Origin of the sequence: Brevibacterium moorei (assembly GCF_024580735.1) — a bacterium.
Classification (GTDB): domain Bacteria; phylum Actinomycetota; class Actinomycetes; order Actinomycetales; family Brevibacteriaceae; genus Brevibacterium; species Brevibacterium moorei.
In genome coordinates this window covers 1-18,465 of sequence record NZ_JANIJX010000013.1, presented here as the reverse complement: position 1 = coordinate 18,465, position 18,465 = coordinate 1, and the positions used below count along the sequence as shown (strand labels likewise).

10 protein-coding genes are annotated in these 18,465 nt (G+C 66.9%); 3 read left to right on the top strand and 7 right to left on the bottom strand.

Annotation, left to right across the window (positions count from 1 at the left end; genetic code table 11):
- Positions 1–50 precede the first annotated feature (50 nt).
- Positions 51–1,076: an ATP-dependent 6-phosphofructokinase gene (locus tag NQ034_RS09555; RefSeq protein ID WP_257048630.1), complete on the top strand. Its 1,026-nt coding sequence runs from the start codon at positions 51–53 to the stop codon at positions 1,074–1,076.
- A 38-nt stretch (positions 1,077–1,114) separates the two neighbouring features.
- On the opposite strand, the gene NQ034_RS09550 is transcribed toward NQ034_RS09555, so the two are convergent.
- From NQ034_RS09550 to rpoB, 3 genes are all read right to left on the bottom strand, one after another.
- Positions 1,115–2,161, bottom strand: coding sequence for a putative endonuclease domain-containing protein (locus NQ034_RS09550; protein WP_257048534.1), 1,047 nt, complete (start codon positions 2,159–2,161; stop codon positions 1,115–1,117).
- 268 nt (positions 2,162–2,429) lie between these two features.
- Entirely contained in the window at positions 2,430–6,308 is a 3,879-nt protein-coding gene (locus NQ034_RS09545; protein ID WP_257048532.1) for a DNA-directed RNA polymerase subunit beta', read from the bottom strand.
- Between the two features lie 72 nt (positions 6,309–6,380).
- On the bottom strand, positions 6,381–9,866 hold the full coding sequence (gene rpoB / locus NQ034_RS09540) for a DNA-directed RNA polymerase subunit beta (RefSeq protein ID WP_257048531.1): 3,486 nt from the start codon (positions 9,864–9,866) through the stop codon (positions 6,381–6,383).
- Between the two features lie 514 nt (positions 9,867–10,380).
- Here rpoB and NQ034_RS09530 point away from each other — a divergent pair.
- A complete protein-coding gene (locus NQ034_RS09530) occupies positions 10,381–13,962 on the top strand; it encodes a hypothetical protein (protein ID WP_306428225.1) in 3,582 nt (1,193 codons plus the stop codon).
- Between the two features lie 9 nt (positions 13,963–13,971).
- Positions 13,972–14,724: an MBL fold metallo-hydrolase gene (locus NQ034_RS09525; RefSeq protein WP_257048529.1), complete on the top strand. Its 753-nt coding sequence runs from the start codon at positions 13,972–13,974 to the stop codon at positions 14,722–14,724.
- Positions 14,725–14,924: 200 nt separating this feature from the next.
- On the opposite strand, the gene rplL is transcribed toward NQ034_RS09525, so the two are convergent.
- The 4 genes from rplL to NQ034_RS09505 all read right to left on the bottom strand — a co-directional run bounded on the left by rplL (position 14,925) and on the right by NQ034_RS09505 (position 18,354).
- Positions 14,925–15,308, bottom strand: a complete 384-nt coding sequence (gene rplL / locus NQ034_RS09520; protein WP_257048528.1) for a 50S ribosomal protein L7/L12 — start codon at positions 15,306–15,308, stop codon at positions 14,925–14,927.
- A gap of 57 nt (positions 15,309–15,365) precedes the next feature.
- A complete protein-coding gene (gene rplJ, locus NQ034_RS09515; protein ID WP_257048527.1) occupies positions 15,366–15,893 on the bottom strand; it encodes a 50S ribosomal protein L10 in 528 nt (175 codons plus the stop codon).
- Positions 15,894–16,147: 254 nt separating this feature from the next.
- Positions 16,148–17,266: a CPBP family intramembrane glutamic endopeptidase gene (locus NQ034_RS09510; RefSeq protein WP_257048526.1), complete on the bottom strand. Its 1,119-nt coding sequence runs from the start codon at positions 17,264–17,266 to the stop codon at positions 16,148–16,150.
- 2 nt (positions 17,267–17,268) lie between these two features.
- Positions 17,269–18,354, bottom strand: coding sequence for an Ldh family oxidoreductase (locus tag NQ034_RS09505; RefSeq protein WP_257048525.1), 1,086 nt, complete (start codon positions 18,352–18,354; stop codon positions 17,269–17,271).
- Positions 18,355–18,465 lie beyond the last annotated feature (111 nt).

Here is an 18,465-nt window from a genome sequence, read left to right as displayed (position 1 = left end):
CCGGCCGGAACCGTCGGCCGAGGCTCAGGAGGAGCAATATGAGCACACCCATGAACATCGGCATCATGACATCCGGGGGCGACGGGCCGGGGCTCAACGCCGTGATCCGCGGCGCCGTGCGCAAGGGCGTAAGAGCCCACGGACACTCCTTCATGGGGCTGCGCGACGGATGGCGTGGGCTGCTCGAGGACGACATGTTCGAACTCGACACACATGCGGTGCGCGGCATCTCCGGACGCGGCGGCACCATCCTGGGGACCTCGCGCACTCATCCGTACTCCGGCGGGGGGCCGGCGCGGATGCGGCAGGTGATGGACGAACGCGGACTGGACGCGGTCATCGCTATCGGTGGCGAGGGCACCCTGGCGGGGGCGGCGCGCCTGGCCGACGATGAGGGTCTGCCCGTGGTGGGGGTGCCCAAGACGATCGACAACGACTTGGGCGGGACCGACTACACCTTCGGCTTCGACACGGCCGCGGCCATCGCCACGCACGCGATCGATTCCCTGCGCACCACCGCGGAATCACACCACCGCTGCATGGTGATCGAGGTGATGGGCCGCAATGTCGGGTGGATCGCGCTCAATGCCGGAATGGCAGGCGGCGCGCACGCGGTCCTGATCCCCGAGTTCCCCGTGTCCTATGCGCAGATCTACGAATGGGTGCGTTCGGCCAAGGACCGGGGGCGCGCCCCGATCGTGGTCGTCGCGGAGGGCTTCGTGCCCGAGGACGTGGACTCCCAGGTGTCCGAGGCCGGCTTGGACAAGCACGGCCGGGTGCGCCTGGGCGGGGTCGCGAACCACCTGGCACCGCTGATCGAGGAGGCCACCGGTATCGAGACGCGTTCGATGATCCTGGGCCACCTGCAGCGCGGGGGCGCGCCGACCGGCTATGACAGGGTGCTGGCCACCCGTCTGGGTCTGGCGGCGGTGGATCTGGCCACCGAACACCGCTGGGGTGAGATGGCTTCGCTGCGCGGGATCGACATCGCGCATGTGCGCATGGCCGATGCCGTCAAGGAGCTCAAACGCGTTCCGCGCAGCCGGTGGGATGAGTTGCAGGTGTTGTTGGGGTGAGGCGGCCCACAACACGTGGTTCGCACACGAACACGCGGCTATAGACGCGTGTTTCCGTAGGAACGACGAGTTCCACGGGGCCCCAGCACGATTCTGGCTTGGCGCATCCGTTTTCTGAAACGCGCCGGGTCGATGAGGTCGGCCCACATCAGCCGGTGGACCTCGTAGCCCAGTGCCTGTAGCGCGTACTGCCTGCGCTTTTCGGCCTCCAGCGGGTCCTCGCCGTCCCTCCGGTAGCCGCCCTGGGCGATGGTCTTGTACTTCGCCGCGCCATCGGCTTCCAGGATCTTGTCGTCGTCGAGCAGGAAGTCCACGCGCGCGATGACGCGCCCGTGCTCATCGTAGATCTCCACCTGCTGCCGCAACCGGGGCAGGCTACCCGACTCCGCGAATCGAACCACCGTCAGGCTCTCCGCCGGGCTCTCCGCCAACCCGGTCGCCCAGGCCAGGCACCTCGCCAGCCTCGCACTGCGTGCAAAACGCCCATCCGCCTCGACCATGCCCAACAGGACACCGCGCATGGAGTCCGGGTCCGCAGCGGTTCGGATGACGTGGTCGGGGGCGATCACCCCCGCCTCCACCGAGACATCCGACGCCATTTCGAGTGCTGCCCGAGCCGCGGTCGCCACCGCCAGGCCCTGCCACAGTCCGACGGAGCCCTCCGGCACACTGCGCTTGCGGCGCCGACACACCGCCTGCGTCTCGGATCGTCCGGGGTTGCTCACCATCACCTTGGTCAGGCGCATCGGCAGGATCGGGACACAGCGGATCAGCGCAGCCGACTCATGGCTGACCACATCCGTGGTCCGCATCCCCGGAGCCACCGTGATCAGACCCATATGGGCCAACCGCCAGAAGCGCGCCGCCCGCCCAGTGTTCGTTCCGTCTTCCCGGAGGCTGCGCGCCAGCGTTACGGATTCCTCATCATCGATCAGGCCGACGAACTCCGGATGGACCCGGCACGGATAGAGGACCGTGTAGATGCCCCTGGACTGTCGCAACAGGCAACAGGACTGGGCTGTGTGGAGTACCTCGGGGCGGATCCCCAGTGCGCTGGCCTGAGCGCTCGTGAACGTGTTGAACATGGCACAGAGCCTGGCGCCGTGCCCATGCGCCGTCCACCCCCGTGGGGTCCCCTGTGGAACACGTGTGCCGGTCCACAGGCCCACGACGCACCGGTCGTGCGCGCGTCCACAGGCCCCGACACAGCCGACACGTGGTTTCCCCGCGAACACGGCACTATAAAGACGTGTTTCCGGGGAAACCACGTGTCCGGGCGTCCCGACAGGTGAATATGCACAGGGGCCGCACACCCGATGGGTGTGCGGCCCCTGACCTCAGCGGATCAGACGATCACATATCGTCCATACCGTCGAAGTCGTAGTCCTCCAGCGGAATGGTCGCGCCATCGCCCATGCCGGCGTAGATGGAGCTGAACTCGGCCGAGTACAGTTCCTGCTTCGCCTCATCGGTCGGCTCGACGATCTGATCGCGGAACCGGTGCATACCCGTACCGGCCGGGATCAGCTTACCGAGGATGACGTTCTCCTTCAGGCCCAGCAGCGGATCGGACTTGCCCTCCATCGCGGCCTCGGTCAGAACGCGCGTCGTCTCCTGGAACGACGCGGCGGACAGCCACGACTCGGTGGCCAGCGAGGCCTTCGTGATGCCCATCAGCTCATCACGTGCGGAGGCGGCGTTACCGCCCTCGGCCACCACCCGGCGGTTCTCAGCCAGGTAGCGTCCGCGGTCGACCAGTTCGCCCGGCAGCAGGTTGGTGTCGCCGGACTCGATCACGGTCACACGGCGCAGCATCTGCCGCACGATGACCTCGATGTGCTTGTCGTGGATGCCCACGCCCTGCGAGCGGTACACCTTCTGCACTTCGTTGACCAGGAACTGCTCGGCCTTGCGGCGACCCAGGATGCGCAGCACCTGCTTCGGATCCACAGCACCCTCGGTCAGCTGCTCGCCGGCCTTGATGTGCTGGCCCTCCTGGACCTTCAGGCGGGCGCGGCGACCGACTGCGTGCTCGATCTCCTCGCCGCCGTCGTCCGGGGTGACGATGACAAAACGGGTCTTGCGGGTGTCGTCGATCTTCACGCGGCCTGCGGCCTCGGCGATCGGGGCGAAGCCCTTCGGGGTCCGGGCCTCGAACAGCTCGGCCACGCGGGGCAGACCCTGCGTGATGTCGCCGCCGGAACCGGCCTCCGCCACACCACCGGTGTGGAAGGTGCGCATCGTCAGCTGGGTGCCGGGCTCGCCGATCGACTGGGCCGCGACCGTGCCGATCGCCTCGCCGATGTCCACCAGCTTGCCGGTGGCCATCGAACGGCCGTAGTGCTGCGCGGAGATGGCCACGTCCGAATCGGCGGTCAGCACCGAATGGACCTTGACCTCGCGGACACCGGCTGCGACCAGTGCTGCGATCTCCGCCGTGCCGAGCTCGTGCTTGGCGGGAACCACCACATTGCCGTCGGCGTCCACGATGTCGGACACCGCGATGCGGCCCAGCACGCTGGTCTCCACGTACTCGTGGGGAACCAGATTGCCATCTGCATCCTCCTGCGCGACCGGCAGGGTGATGCCCTTCTTGTCCTGGGTCTCCTCCTCGCGCACGATGACGTCCTGCGACACGTCGACCAGACGACGGGTCAGGTAGCCCGAGTCGGCGGTACGCAGAGCCGTATCGGCCAGACCCTTGCGGGCGCCGTGGCTGGCGATGAAGTACTCGAGGACGGACAGGCCCTCGCGGTAGTTCGACTTGATGGGACGCGGGATGATCTCACCACGGGGGTTCGTCACCAGTCCGCGCATACCCGCCAGCTGGCGGACCTGCGTCCAGTTACCGGAGGCGCCGGACTCCACCAGACGGAACACGGAGTTCTCCCGGGGGAAGTTCTCCTCCATCGCCTTGCCGATCTTGTTGGTGGTGTCACCCCAGATCCGGATCAGCTCCGCACGGCGCTCCTCATCGGTCAGTGCGCCGATGTCGAAGTTATCCTGCACTTCGGCGGCCTGTGCCTCGGCCTCCTCCAGCAGGGCGTCCTTCGACGCCGGGGACACGACCTCGGACATCGCGACGGTCAGGCCCGAACGGGTCGCCCAGTAGAAACCGGCGGCCTTGAAGTTGTCCAGGGTGTCGGCGACGATGATCTTCTCGTAGGCGTCGGCCAGGTGGTTGACGATCCCGGACAGGGTCTTCTTGTCCACCGTGCGGTTGACGAACGGGTAATCCGCCGGCAGCGTCTCGTTGAACAGCGCGCGGCCCAGGGTCGTCTCGAGGACGATCGGATCGCCTGCGGTCCAGCCCTCGGGCACCTCGGTGCCCTCCGGCGGGACGATGCCGCCCAGACGGATCTTGGCGATCGCGCCCAGGTCCAGTTCCCCGCGGTCGAAGGCCATCTGAGCCTCGGCGATGCCGGTGAACTCCCGACCGATACCGGGCACGTCGTCCCGGTCGCTGGTCAGGTGGAACAGACCGATGATCATGTCCTGCGAGGGCATGGTCACGGGCTTGCCGTCCGAGGGCTTCAGAATGTTGTTCGCCGAGAGCATCAGGATGCGGGCCTCGGCCTGGGCCTCAGGTGACAGCGGCAGGTGCACTGCCATCTGGTCACCGTCGAAGTCGGCGTTGAACGCCGAGCAGACCAGCGGGTGGATCTTGATGGCCTTGCCCTCGACCAGCTTGGGTTCGAAGGCCTGGATGCCCAAACGGTGCAGCGTGGGCGCACGGTTGAGCAGCACGGGGTGTTCCGTGATGACCTCTTCGAGCACGTCCCACACCTGCGGGTTCTGGCGTTCCACCATCCGCTTGGCCGACTTGATGTTCTGCGCGTGGTTCAGATCGACCAGGCGCTTCATCACGAACGGCTTGAACAGCTCCAGCGCCATGGTCTTGGGCAGACCGCACTGGTGCAGCTTCAGGGTCGGGCCCACGACGATGACCGAACGGCCCGAGTAGTCCACGCGCTTGCCCAGCAGGTTCTGACGGAAGCGGCCCTGCTTGCCCTTGAGCATATCGGACAGCGACTTCAGCGGGCGGTTGCCAGGACCCGTGACGGGACGACCGCGGCGGCCGTTGTCGAACAGCGAGTCCACAGCCTCCTGCAGCATCCGCTTCTCGTTGTTCACGATGATCTCGGGAGCACCGAGGTCCAGCAGACGCTTCAGTCGGTTGTTGCGGTTGATGACGCGGCGGTACAGATCGTTCAGGTCCGAGGTGGCGAAGCGGCCACCGTCGAGCTGGACCATCGGCCGCAGTTCCGGCGGGATCACCGGGACGGCGTCGAGCACCATGCCCTCGGGCTTGTTGTCCGTGGTCAGGAAGGCGTTGACGACCTTCAGACGCTTCAGGGCGCGGGTCTTGCGCTGGCCCTTGCCGGTCTTGATCAGTTCGCGCAGCATCTCGGCTTCGGCCTCGAGGTCGAACTCCTGCAGGCGCTTCTGGATCGCCTCGGCGCCCATCGAGCCGGAGAAGTAGATGCCGAAGCGGGCGACCATGTCGCGGTAGAGCTGCTCATCGCCCTCGAGGTCGTTGACCTTGAGGTTCTTGAAGCGGTCCCAGACCTTCTCGAGACGGTCGATGTCGCGATCCGCGTGCTTGCGCAGATTGCCCATCTCCTTCTCCGCGGCCGTGGCCAGCTTGGTGCGCTGGGGCTTGGTGGCCCCTTCGGCTTCGAGGGCCCTGAGGTCCTCTTCCAGCTTCTTCGCGCGGCGATCGATGTCGACGTCGCGCCGGTTCTCGATCTGCTTCTTCTCCACGTCGACCTGGTTCTGCAGGGTCGGCAGATCACGGTGGCGCGAATCCTCGTCCACCGAGGTGATCATGTACGCGGCGAAGTAGATGACCTTCTCCAGGTCCTTCGGCGCCAGGTCCAGCAGGTAGCCCAGCCGGGACGGAACACCCTTGAAGTACCAGATGTGGGTCACGGGGGCGGCCAGTTCGATGTGGCCCATGCGCTCACGGCGCACCTTGGCACGGGTGACCTCGACACCGCAGCGTTCGCACACAATGCCCTTGAAGCGCACGCGCTTGTACTTGCCGCAGTAGCACTCCCAGTCGCGAGTCGGTCCGAAGATCTTCTCGCAGAACAGGCCGTCCTTCTCCGGCTTCAGCGTGCGGTAGTTGATGGTCTCGGGCTTCTTGACCTCGCCGTGCGACCAGCGGCGGATGTCCTCACCGCTGGCCAGGCCGATGCGCAGTTCATCAAAGAAATTGACGTCAGGCACGTAAATCCTCTTTCTCGTTGACGCGGTTCGCACCGCGCCGGAATTCCCTCGTAGTGTTCAGACTTCTTTGAATCAGACTTCTTCGACCGTGTTGGCCTCGGGGCGGGACAGGTTGATGCCCAGCTCCTCTGCCGCACGGAAGACCTCGTCGTCGGAGTCGCGCATCTCGACGGACATGCCGTCCGCGGACAGCACCTCCACGTCCAGGCACAGCGACTGCATTTCCTTGATGAGCACCTTGAAGGATTCCGGAATGCCCGGATCCGGCAGGTTTTCGCCCTTGACGATCGCCTCGTAGACCTTCACACGACCGGGAATGTCATCGGACTTGATCGTCAGGAGCTCCTGCAGCGTGTACGCCGCACCGTAGGCCTCGAGGGCCCACACTTCCATTTCGCCGAAGCGCTGGCCGCCGAACTGCGCCTTACCACCCAGCGGCTGCTGCGTGATCATCGAGTACGGGCCGGTCGAACGCGCGTGGATCTTGTCGTCGACCAGGTGGTGCAGCTTCAGCATGTACATGTAGCCCACAGAGATGGGGTACGGGAACGGTTCGCCGGAACGGCCGTCGAACAGCCGGGTGCGGCCGGTCGAATCGATCATCCGGTTGCCGTCGCGATCCGGGTTGACCACGTCGAGCATGTTCGACAGTTCTTCCCAGTGGGCGCCGTCGAACACGGGGGTCGCGACATTGGTGCCGGGTGCCGCATCGCGATCGAAGTCGCGCTCCAGCAGTTCCTTGGCCCAGTCGGGGTTGCCCTCGATCTTCCAGCCCTGGCTGGCGATCCACCCCAGGTGGATCTCCATGACCTGGCCGATGTTCATACGACGCGGCATGCCGTGCGGATTCAGGATGACGTCCACCGGGGTGCCGTCGGCCATGAACGGCATGTCCTCGATCGGCAGGATGTTCGAGATGACACCCTTGTTGCCGTGACGACCGGCCATCTTGTCGCCCACCGTGATCTTACGGCGCTGGGCGATGTAGACGCGGACCATCTGGTTCACGCCGGGGGACAGCTCATCGTCGTCGTCGCGGTCGAAGACCTTGACGGCGATGACGGTGCCGTACTGGCCGTGCGGCACCTTGAGCGAGGTGTCACGGACTTCGCGGGACTTCTCGCCGAAGATGGCGCGCAGCAGGCGCTCCTCCGGGGTCAGCTCGGTTTCGCCCTTCGGGGTGACCTTGCCGACCAGGATGTCGCCGTCGGTGACCTCGGCGCCGATGCGGATGATGCCGCGCTCGTCCAGGTCCGCCAGAGCGTCCGGGGAGATGTTCGGGATGTCCCGGGTGATCTCCTCCGCGCCCAGCTTGGTGTCGCGGGCGTCCACTTCGTGTTCTTCGATGTGGATCGAGGACAGCACGTCGTCCTGCACCATGCGCTGGCTCAGGATGATCGCGTCCTCGTAGTTGTAGCCCTCCCACGACATGACCGCGACGAGCAGGTTCTTGCCCAGCGCCATTTCACCGCCGTCGGTGGCAGGGCCGTCGCCCAGCACCGCGCCGACCTCGACGCGGTCGCCCTCGTCGACGGTGATCCGCTGGTTGTACGAGGTGCCGTGGTTCGAACGGCGGAACTTCTCGGCCTTGTACAGGGAGGTGGTGCCGTCGTCGTTCATCACGCTGACGTAGTCGGCGGCGACCTCGGTCACGACACCGGCCTTCTTGGCGACGATGACGTCGCCGGCATCCACCGCGGCGCGGTATTCCATGCCGGTACCCACGTACGGGGCCTGGCTCATCACCAGCGGCACGGCCTGGCGCTGCATGTTCGCACCCATCAGAGCGCGGTTGGCGTCGTCGTGTTCCAGGAACGGAATCAGGGCGGTACCCACCGACACCATCTGGCGCGGGGAGACGTCCATGTAGTCGATCTCCGCAGCCGGGATCAGTTCGGCCTCACCGCCGCCGCCCTTGGGGCGGGCCAGCACGGTGGACTCCGTGAAGCGGCTGTCGTCGTTCAGCGGGGCATTGGCCTGGGCGATGTTGAACTCGAGTTCGTCATCGGCCGTCAGGTATTCGGTGTTGTCGGTGACGACACCGTCGACCACCTTGCGGTACGGGGTCTCGATGAAGCCGAAGGGGTTGATGCGGGCGAACGAGGCCAGCGAACCGATCAGACCGATGTTCGGGCCCTCAGGCGATTCGATCGGGCACATACGGCCGTAGTGCGACGGGTGGACGTCACGGACCTCCATGCCGGCGCGGTCGCGGGACAGACCGCCGGGACCCAGCGCGGACAGGCGGCGCTTGTGCGTCAGCCCGGCCAGCGGGTTGTTCTGGTCCATGAACTGCGACAGCTGGCTGGTGCCGAAGAACTCCTTGATCGCGGCCACGACGGGCCGGATGTTGATCAGGGTCTGCGGCGTGATCGCCTCGACGTCCTGGGTCGTCATGCGTTCGCGCACGACGCGCTCCATGCGCGACAGGCCGGTCCGGACCTGGTTCTCGATCAGTTCGCCCACAGCGCGGATGCGGCGGTTGCCGAAGTGGTCGATGTCGTCGAGCGCCACACGCAGTTCGATCGGCTCCCCATCGCGGTTCCCCGGCATCGTCTCGACGCCCGCGTGCAGGCTGACGATGTAGCGGATGGTCGCGACGATATCGTCGACGCTGAGCACCGATTCGCTCAGCGGAGCGTCGATGCCCAGCTTGCGGTTGACCTTGTAGCGGCCGACCTTGGCCAGATCGTAGCGCTTGTGGTTGAAGTACAGGTTGCGCAGCAGGTTCTCCGCGGCCTCCACCGTGGCGGGCTCCGCCGGGCGCAGCTTGCGGTAGATGTCCAGCAGGGCCTCTTCCCGCGTCTGGACGGTGTCCTTGGCCAGCGTTTCGCGGATCGATTCGAAGTCGCCGAATTCTTCGAGGATCTTCGATTCGGTCCAGCCCAGGGCCTTGAGCAGCACGGTGACCGACTGCTTGCGCTTGCGGTCCAGGCGCACACCCACCTGGTCGCGCTTGTCGATCTCGAATTCCAGCCACGCACCGCGGCTGGGGATGATCTTCGCGGAGAAGATGTCCTTGTCGCTGGTCTTGTCGGCGGCCTTCTCGAAGTAGGCGCCGGGCGAACGGACGAGCTGCGAGACAACGACGCGCTCGGTTCCGTTGATGACGAAGGTGCCCTGATCGGTCATCAGGGGGAAGTCGCCCATGAAAACGGTCTGCGACTTGATTTCACCGGTGTTGTTGTTCATGAATTCGGCGGTCACGTAGAGCGGCGCCGAATAGGTGATGTCACGCTCCTTGCAATCGTCGATCGAGTACTTGGGCGTTTCGAAGCGGTGTTCGCGGAACGACAGCGACATGGAGCCGGAGAAGTCCTCGATCGGGGAGATCTCTTCGAAGATGTCTTCCAACCCGGACGTCGTCGCGACCGAATCATCGTCGTTCTCGATCGCTTCTGCGACCCGGTCCTGCCAGCGCTCGTTACCGATCAGCCAGTCGAAGCTGTCAGTCTGGAGGCCCAGCAGGTTGGGGACTTCAAGCGCCTCTTCGATCTTGGCGAAGGAGATGCGCTTGGGCGGATTAGCGGTCCTGGTGTGTACGTTGGCGGCGGCCATTGGATCCTTCCACGTGGTTGTCTCTGCCGTCGTTGCCATCGATACAACCGGGCGAACCGTCCACGTGAACCCGAGCACCGACAAGTGCTACAGTGCATGTGGCTGGACCGGTCGACACGGTCCGGAAGAGGGGTCGATGAAGACCCGACAGCCCAAACCATGCGGTATGGGGCCCACCGCTATATGAAGGCACCACGAACGACAGCAACGCAAATGTCAAATATACAGGGTGCCGTCAACTATTGCAAGGCCTTCACGAGCAATCCGCCTGGATCTGTGGTAGGGTTTCACCTTTTCGCCGTTCCTCCTGACACACTGCCGAGGGTTCCGCATAGCCATAACCGCGAGCGACTGGCGGTCCGTCACCTGTGGATACTGAACCCGCACCCGACCGTGCGTACCGATTTCTGTGGATTGCGGGGATTTCGGGTGTACTCCGGGTAGGGACCGGTACGGTGGAGCTAATCGGACACCCGTCCAGGAGTGTCCGCCCGATTCCCCCGGAGGACCGGCCTTGAACACCAGCGACGCCTTCGTCTTCGCGATCGGCCTGACACTGCTGTCGATCTGTCTCCTCGCACTCATGGCCGCGATCACCCCTGTCCTCACCGCCATGCGCACCGGCGCGCCGCGCGGACCCTTGCCCGCTGGGCCGCACCGCCGGGGAGGGACCGCCCCGGCCGGTGGTCGGGCGAGCGCCGTGCCGCCCTATGGGCCGCTCCCGCCCGGACCCCGCCCCGGCCCGGGAGTCCCGATCGGCGCCCGGCCGGGTTCGGGGCCGACGCCCCCGCCCCGGCCCACCGGACCGCCGGCCGGCCCCAGTGCCCTCCAGGTGGCCCGTCCCTACGGGCCGTATGGGCCGGCTGTGCCTCTCCCCCAGGCGCCGGGCTCCGGTGGGTACCACCCCGTTCACCCCTCCGGCCCTCCCGGAACCCCGTACCCCGCCCGGGTGACTCGCTCGGTACTGTATCCGAACCTCCTGCTGGGCTTGGCCTGCGTCTTCGTCATCACCTCGGCCCTGATCTTCGCGAGCATCGCCGACAGCGCGCTCGTGGGGGCCTCGTGCATATGGTTCGTCGCCCTCCTGTCCTATGTCCTGGGGCTCGTGCTCTACACCCGAACCCGCAGGCTGCACCCGGTTGGCATCGCACTGACCGGCCTGGGCCTGGTCCTGGTACCGATCGCAGGTGCTCTGCTGGGCGGAATGGACCTGGTCGCCGGCCGTATCGCCTGGTTCATCTCGTCCCTGGCGGGTCTGGCCTGCTATGTGTTGGCCGCCTACCTGCTGCGCTCGGCCCTGGTCACCTGGTTCGCGGCCCTGTTCAGCGTCTCCTTGGTGCTCTCGGCGGTGTCGCTGACCGGCACGGACTCCGTTTTCTGGTACCTGTGTGCCGTGGTCGCGATCGGCACGGCCTTCGCGGTGGCCGCCCGACTCCTAACGCCTCGGCTCCCCCGCCGCTTCATCCTGCCGCACCTCGTACTGGGCCAGTTCCTCGCACCGTTCGCTCTGCTGATGGCACTTGTCGTGCCCTTCGATATGACACTCTGGCGCTGGACCATTCTGCTGAGCACCGTGGGGCTGCACTATCTGGTCGCGGCCTGGTGCCTGGGCGGGCGAGCGCGGTTGGCCCTGGCACTCGTGCTGCTCAGCGGAGCCCTGATGGCGGCGGCCGCGGCGCTAGTGCTGACCCCTGCGGGCAGCGGCGACCGGGGACTGACCGCGGCCGGCGCCGCCTGTCTGACTGGCACCGTTCTGGCCTGCGGATTCTGGCTCGGCGCACTGCTGAGCCGGTCGAAACCGTTCCCCGTGCTCTTCGGCCCGGGCATTGCCGTCTTGGCCGTCGCACAGCTGGTCGGCGGCTGGACCCCCGCCACCGGCGAGGCTCCCCACATCGCGATCGGCATCATCGCCGGCGATGCCGCCGCAACCGCGCTGCTGTTCCTCCTGGCCTGGCGCAGGGATCTGCCCGTGGCTCGCTGCCTGGCAGCGACCGCCGGGGCGCTCACCGCCCTGACCCTGGCGGCCCACCTGGCCGGTGCCGAGGAGGCCGGGGCGTACACGGATTCCGAGCAGCTCGGCCTGCTCGCGCTGGCCTGCGGACTGTGCGCCGTCTGCGCCGTCGACATTCTGCTCGCCTGGTTACTCGGCGGTTCGGACCGAGGCGGACGCAGGTCGCGGACACGCCCGCGGCAACAAGCCGCTTCGGCCCTGGTGACCCCATGGAACGCCTTCTGGCTGATGCTCCCCTTGCCCGCTCTGGTCGGACTCGATGCGCGCCTGGTCGGTTCCGCCGTCCTCGTCGTCCTGTTCTTGGGCCTGTTGGCCCTGAGCTACCCGCTGCGCAACGCCTGCCTGACGCTGGCCGGCGTCCCCGTGCTCACCGCCGCAGCACTCTGCCTGTACGCGGGAATCGACGAAATGGACGTATCGCGGACCTGGGCGACGGCGGCCGGGCACAGCGTGTTCATCGCGGGGATGATGCTGACCAGTGGCGGGCTTGCGCTGTTCCACCTCGCCCTGCTGCGCCGGTCCAAAACCTCCGAGGCCCGCACCGCGGTCGTCGCCCAGGGGCTCTACGCCCTTGCGTTCCTGTTCGTGCCCACCTTCGGTGGAATGCGGGACGAACCATGGGCGACCGGAGTTGTCGGCCTGGTCACCGCACTTGTCCTCGTCGGGCAGGGCTGTCTGTTGTTCGTCCAGACCCGGTTCGCCCAATCCTGGTTCACCCGGTCCCGCCCACCACGGCCCGCTGGGGCACCCGGGATGTCCGTGGTCAGCCTGGTGTTCACCGCGGCGCTGGCGCTCCTCGTGTTCTGCCAGACGATCCCCGTCTGGAGTTCGGGAGCGCTCCCCCTGACCGTGCCGTCCCTCGTCCTGGTCGGCGCCGCCGCGACCTGGCTGGCCTTCACCCGCTGGCAGTACTCGTTCGTCATCACCACGGTCTGCACGTTCCTGCTGGCCAAGGTCGTGCTGCGCACTGTGATCGACGACGGTGTGCTCCTGGTCATCGCGGCGGCCTGGTTCACCTGGGCACTGGCGTATGCCTGCTATTGGGTTCTGCAGCGCCGCGGTAGCCGGTGGATCACTCCTCTGTCCTGTGCCTTCGCGGCGACCCTACTGGCGATCCTGGCCACTCCGTTCCTCGATACGACGGTCCCCTGGCTGCATTCGCCGAGCCAGCTGCTCACCGGCGTGTCGATGGCGATTCCAGCACTCATGCTGGCATTGCTGACCGCCCGCGTCCGCAACCGTGTGGTCCGGCTGGTGGTGCCGGAGCTGGCAACCTACGTCGGGGCCATGGGCCTGGCCATTGCGGCCCATGGCATCGTGGCGACGCAGGCGGTGGTCGGTGCTCACGTCCTGCTCATCGCTGCCTGGGTCTGGGCATTCCTCGCGCGGCGCCGAGGCGACGAGGCCGCTTATATCGAGATCCGGCTGGTCCTGCCGATGGCTCTGCTCACCCTGTTCGGTGTGGCCGCCGGACTGCTGGTGGGCGGCTGGTATGCCGTCCTGTTCCTCGTCGACCATGTCGCCCTGTTGATCTTGGGCGCCCTGCGGACCAAACCATGGGCACTGTGGTGGGGTCTGGTGGCTTCGGTGGCCGCGGTCGTCTGGTTCCTGCGCGATCTGGTCTGGCTGGCACTCATCGTGCTGGCGCTCGTCCTCATCGGCGTGGTCATCTGGTTGCTGATCCGCGGCGGTTCTCAGGCACCGCGGCAGCGCGGCGGCGCGGGCTTCGGCACCCCCGCACCACCGGGGCGTCCTGCACGGCCGACCCCGACACCCCACTACGCCCCTGCGCCACCGCTGCGGATGCCACCGCCCGGCCCTCTGGCCCCGCAGCGGCCGGCGCCACCACGGCAGGCGCCGCCACAGCAGGGTGCGCCGCGGTATCCCGTTCCCGGACCGGGTCCGGCTCCCCAACCGGATCCGCGGTCGCCCGCCCGTCCTGGGCCCGCGGCCACACCGCGCCCGACGACCTCGCACGGCCCAGTGCCCCAACGTCCCCCGCTACCCCCACAGCCGGGCGGCGCACCACCGCGGGGACGGGCAGGGGAACCGGACGAACGGGCGGATCGGAACCGGGGCGATTAGGCTGGAGGGGTGGCAGAGATCTACAGTTTCACCTCCGACCCCGTCGCCCTCAACTCCTATCTGGTGGTGGGTGAGGAGCGCGCCCTCGTCATCGACACCGGCTCCGGTCCGGCCCAGGCTACTGGAATCCTGCGCGCGTTCCGGACCGTGACGGGTCTGCCCCTGTGCGTGGTCAATACCCACGACCACTGGGACCATTTCTTCGGCAATGCCACATGCGCTGCCCGGGGAATCGACACCTTCTACGGCGCTGCCGGTTTTCTGCGCGACAGCCAGGCCAGCGCCTGGGTGCAATTCGAGAATGTCCCACTGAGCGCGGAACCCGATCTACCGTCGGATCCCGGAGACCTCATCGTACCTGCGACCGAACTGGCTGCCCAGGATTCCATCGACCTGGGCGGCGGCACGGTGGTCGAGACGCTCGAATTGGCCGGACACACCGAGAGCGACCTGGTCCTGCGCGTCGACGACGTCGTCTTCACCGGTGATCTGGTCGAAGAGGGCCAGCCCCCGCAGTTCGGCGATGACGCGACTCCCGCCCGTTGGGCCCAGGCCCTGCGCCGGATCCTCCTGTTCGAAGGGGTCACGGCATATCTACCCGGCCACGGGAATCCCGTGGACCGGCGCTTCGTGCAGGCCCAGGCCGCCGATGTTGCAGGCCTGGCCGCAGACCACACCGCGGTCGTGCCGGCCCGCAACTCCGCGGGTTCGTCCGTCGCCGGGCAGAGTGCAGCGCCAGTGGGACTCGTGCGCATCCGCTGACAGCCGGCCCCACTCGGCGGGCCCTCCCCCACCCGAAGGGCCTTCCCCACCCCATGGAGTTTCCCCCACCCGGCGGAACCCCACAGTGGAGCCCACAGAAACAGTTCGACCCCCGATCGTGAATACGATCGGGGGTCGAACGGAGCAACCAACCGGTCAGACCGCGGGAGCAGAGCTCCCTGCGATGCGACCGGACGTCATCACTTCAGGGTGACGGTGGCGCCGGCGCCTTCCAGCTTTTCCTTGGCAGCGTCAGCAGCGGCCTTGTCAACGCCTTCCAGGACGGCCTTGGGAGCGGAGTCAACGAGCTCCTTGGCTTCCTTCAGACCCAGCGAGGTCAGGGCGCGGACCTCCTTGATGACACCGACCTTCTTCTCGCCGGCGGATTCGAGGACGACGTCGAATTCGGTCTTTTCCTCGGCGGCTTCACCGGCAGCGCCGGGAGCAGCGGCGACGACGGCGGCGGCCGGAGCAGCAGCCTCAACGTCGAACTCTTCTTCGAACTTCTTGACGAAGTCGCTCAGTTCGATGAGGGTCAGTTCCTTGAAAGCCTCAATGAGCTCTTCGGGGGTGAGCTTAGCCATGGTGGCTTAGTCCTTCCGTATGTGGCCGCAGATGCGACCGGGGTGATTGGGTGAAACTCAGGCGGCCTCGGCACCCTCGCGCTTTTCGCGCAGGGCGTCGATCGTGCGAACGTTCTTGACCAGCGGTGCCTGGGCAACGCGGGCGACCTTGGCGTAGGTGGCCTTGACGGCACCGGCAGCCTTGGACAGCAGAACTTCGCGGGATTCGAGGTCGGCGAGCTTCGTGATGTCATCAGCCGTGAGCGTGGAGCCGTCGAAGCTACCACCCTTGATCACGAGCTGCTGATTCGCCTTGGCAAAGTCACGCAGTGCCTTGGCAGCGTCCGGAACTTCACCGGTCACGAAGGCGATGGCGGTCGGCCCATTGAGCTGATCGTCCAGACCTTCGACTCCGGCTTCCTTGGCCGCAATCTTGGCAAGCGTATTCTTTACCACGGCGTAGGTTGCGTTCCCACCCAGAGAGACGCGCAGCTCTTTCATCTGCGCGACGGTGAGACCGCGGTACTCGGTCAGCACGGCTGCGGAGGAACCCGCGAAGAGCTCCTTGATTTCCGCAATAGCTGCTGCCTTGTCAGGCCTCGCCATGGTATTCCTTTCATCGATTGGATGCGCCCTCAACACCAAAAAAGCGCTCCGCGCACATGCACGGAACGCTTACGTCTTCACGTAGAAAGTCCTATACACCTGCGCAGGTCACTCATTCGAGATCTTCTTCCGGGGCCCCGCCTCACGGCGATTCCCCGAAGACCAGCGGTCTTGGGCCTCATTAAGCATACGGGGCCGAGGCCTCGGCCCGCAAGCGGGTACCGGTCACCTTCCCGGTGACCTTAGTCACCCGATTACCTCTCCAGCCGGACGCGGCCGAACTGGCCGGCCGCCACAAGGACCAGGATCACCACGGCGCACACGATCCAGCCGGCGGCGCCCAGGGGCGAGACCAGCGCGGGGTCGGACTGCGCGCCGGAGGCGGAGAACAGCAGGTACAGGCCGGCCGCGGCGTTCAGGGTGCCGTGGGCGAAGACCGCCGGCCACACGGAGCGCGAACGCAGGCGCAGCCAGCCGAACAGCACTCCCCAGGCCATACAGCCGACGACCATCAACAGCACACCGGTGACGTCGGTACGGCCGAAGTTATAGCCCAGCAGGATCACCGGCGCATGCCACAGGCCCCAAACCGCACCGGTGACCAGGAGCGCCGCCCAGGTTCCGGCAGCGCCCTGGCCCCAGCGCCCACGCAGGGCCGGCAGCAGGAAACCGCGCCAGCCCAGCTCCTCTCCCAGGGTCAGCACCGCGTTGACTGTGGCGCCGGCCGCCGGAATGATGAGCAGCTGGGAGACCACACCGGTCCACACGACCGAATCCATCGCCTCGGCCGGGATGGTATTCGCCGGCAGCTGCCCGACCAGGGTTTCGCGGTAGCCCGAGAGCCCGAGCGGATCCAGCTGCAGCCAGCCGCAGGCGGCCGCCACCAGCACCGAACCCGCCACGAGGATTCCCGGGCCCAGGACGGCGGCCAGGCAGCACACCACGAACCTGCGCCAGCTGCCGGTGCGCAGCGAGCCCAGCGGCCACATCCCCAGGAAGCGGATGCGGGCCAGGCGCTTACCGTGGAAGCCACGGCGGAACACCGCGAACACCACCAGGACCGCCGCGACGGGGGCGTACATCATCAGCGGGATCAACACCCCCGCTACGGGGCTGCGGAGCCCGTCGCCGATCCACAGGGGCAGGGCGACGAGCCAGGCCAGGCCGCAGGCCGCCACGACGAACACCACGATCGGCGGCCATCCGACAGAGGAGCGCACGGGCTCTCGGGGGCGGGTCAGCTCGGCCGCACGGCGCGCCGACATCCGACCCGGCGGCACCGCGTGGTCCGACACCGCGCCCGGCGGCACCACGCCGTCCGCGGGCCCAACGGTATCCCCCGCGGGCACGCGCACCTCCCTGGACCCCGGCATGGTCAGGCCTGCTCCTCCAGCGTGAACTCGGCGTCCAGCTCAGTGGCCAGGCCGCGCAGCTGCTCGACGAGTTTGTCCGCCAGCGGAATGCCCAACTCGCTGCGTTCGGCACGGGTGTCGAAGTCCCGATCGCCCATCGCCTGCACCGGCAGGTCCGGGTCGACCGGTTCCATCCCCCGGATCGTATTGCGCAGGGTGCGGACGTACTCGTAGGTCTCCTCGCGCGAACCCACCAGATCGGGGTCGATCGCCAGGAAGAAGTAGCCGATCGACTGGTAGCCATCGACATTGCCCGGCTGGTCGGAGCCGGACAGCGCGGCGGAGAGCACCTGGACCATCGTCGCCAGACCCGAGCCCTTCTGCCCGCCGCCGAAGAAGGTCTCCCCGCCCAGCGGCAGCAGCCCGATCGAGTCGTTGTCGGAGTACTCCATCTGCTCATAGGCCGCCGTCGAGTCCGTGATGACCCGACCGTCCTCCGACTGCACCCAGGCCGCCGGCAGCTCCTCGCCCTTGAGGCCGTAGACCTTCACCTTGTTCAGCGGCACCACCGAGGTCGCCATGTCCAGCAGCAGCGGGTTCTCGCCCGGCACCGGGACGGCGAAGGCGATCGGGTTGGTGCCCATCAGAGGCCGTTTGGCCCGGTGCGGAATCTGCAGGGCATTGGCCGTGGAGCACATGGATACGCCGATCAGGCCCGCGTCCGCGGCCATCCGCGCATAGTAGCCCGCCGCACCGTAGTGGTTGGACTGTTTGACCGAACCGATGCCGACGCCGAACTTCTGCGCCGCTTCGATCGCCTTGCTCATCGCCAGGTGCCCAGCGGTGTGACCGAACCCGCGGTGGCTGTCGATCAGCGCGACTGCGCCGGTCTCCCGGACGACTTCGGGGGCCACATCGGGCACCAGCACGCCGGCCTGGACCTCGTGGACATAGTAGGACAGCATCGAGATGCCGTGGGAATCGACGCCCATCAGATCGGTGTCGTACATGATGGTCGTGCAGATCTCCCGCGTCGCATCGTCGGCGCCCATGCCGGCCATGATGGAGGAGATCTGATCGCGAACACTCTGTGGTTTGAATCTCATCATGGCTCCACCCTATCGGGCCGCAGCACAGGATGCCGCGCGGGAACGGAGAATGAGAAAGTCCGGGGATGACAAAGGCCGGGGCCGCGGCGGGTGAGTAGTTCACTCACCCGC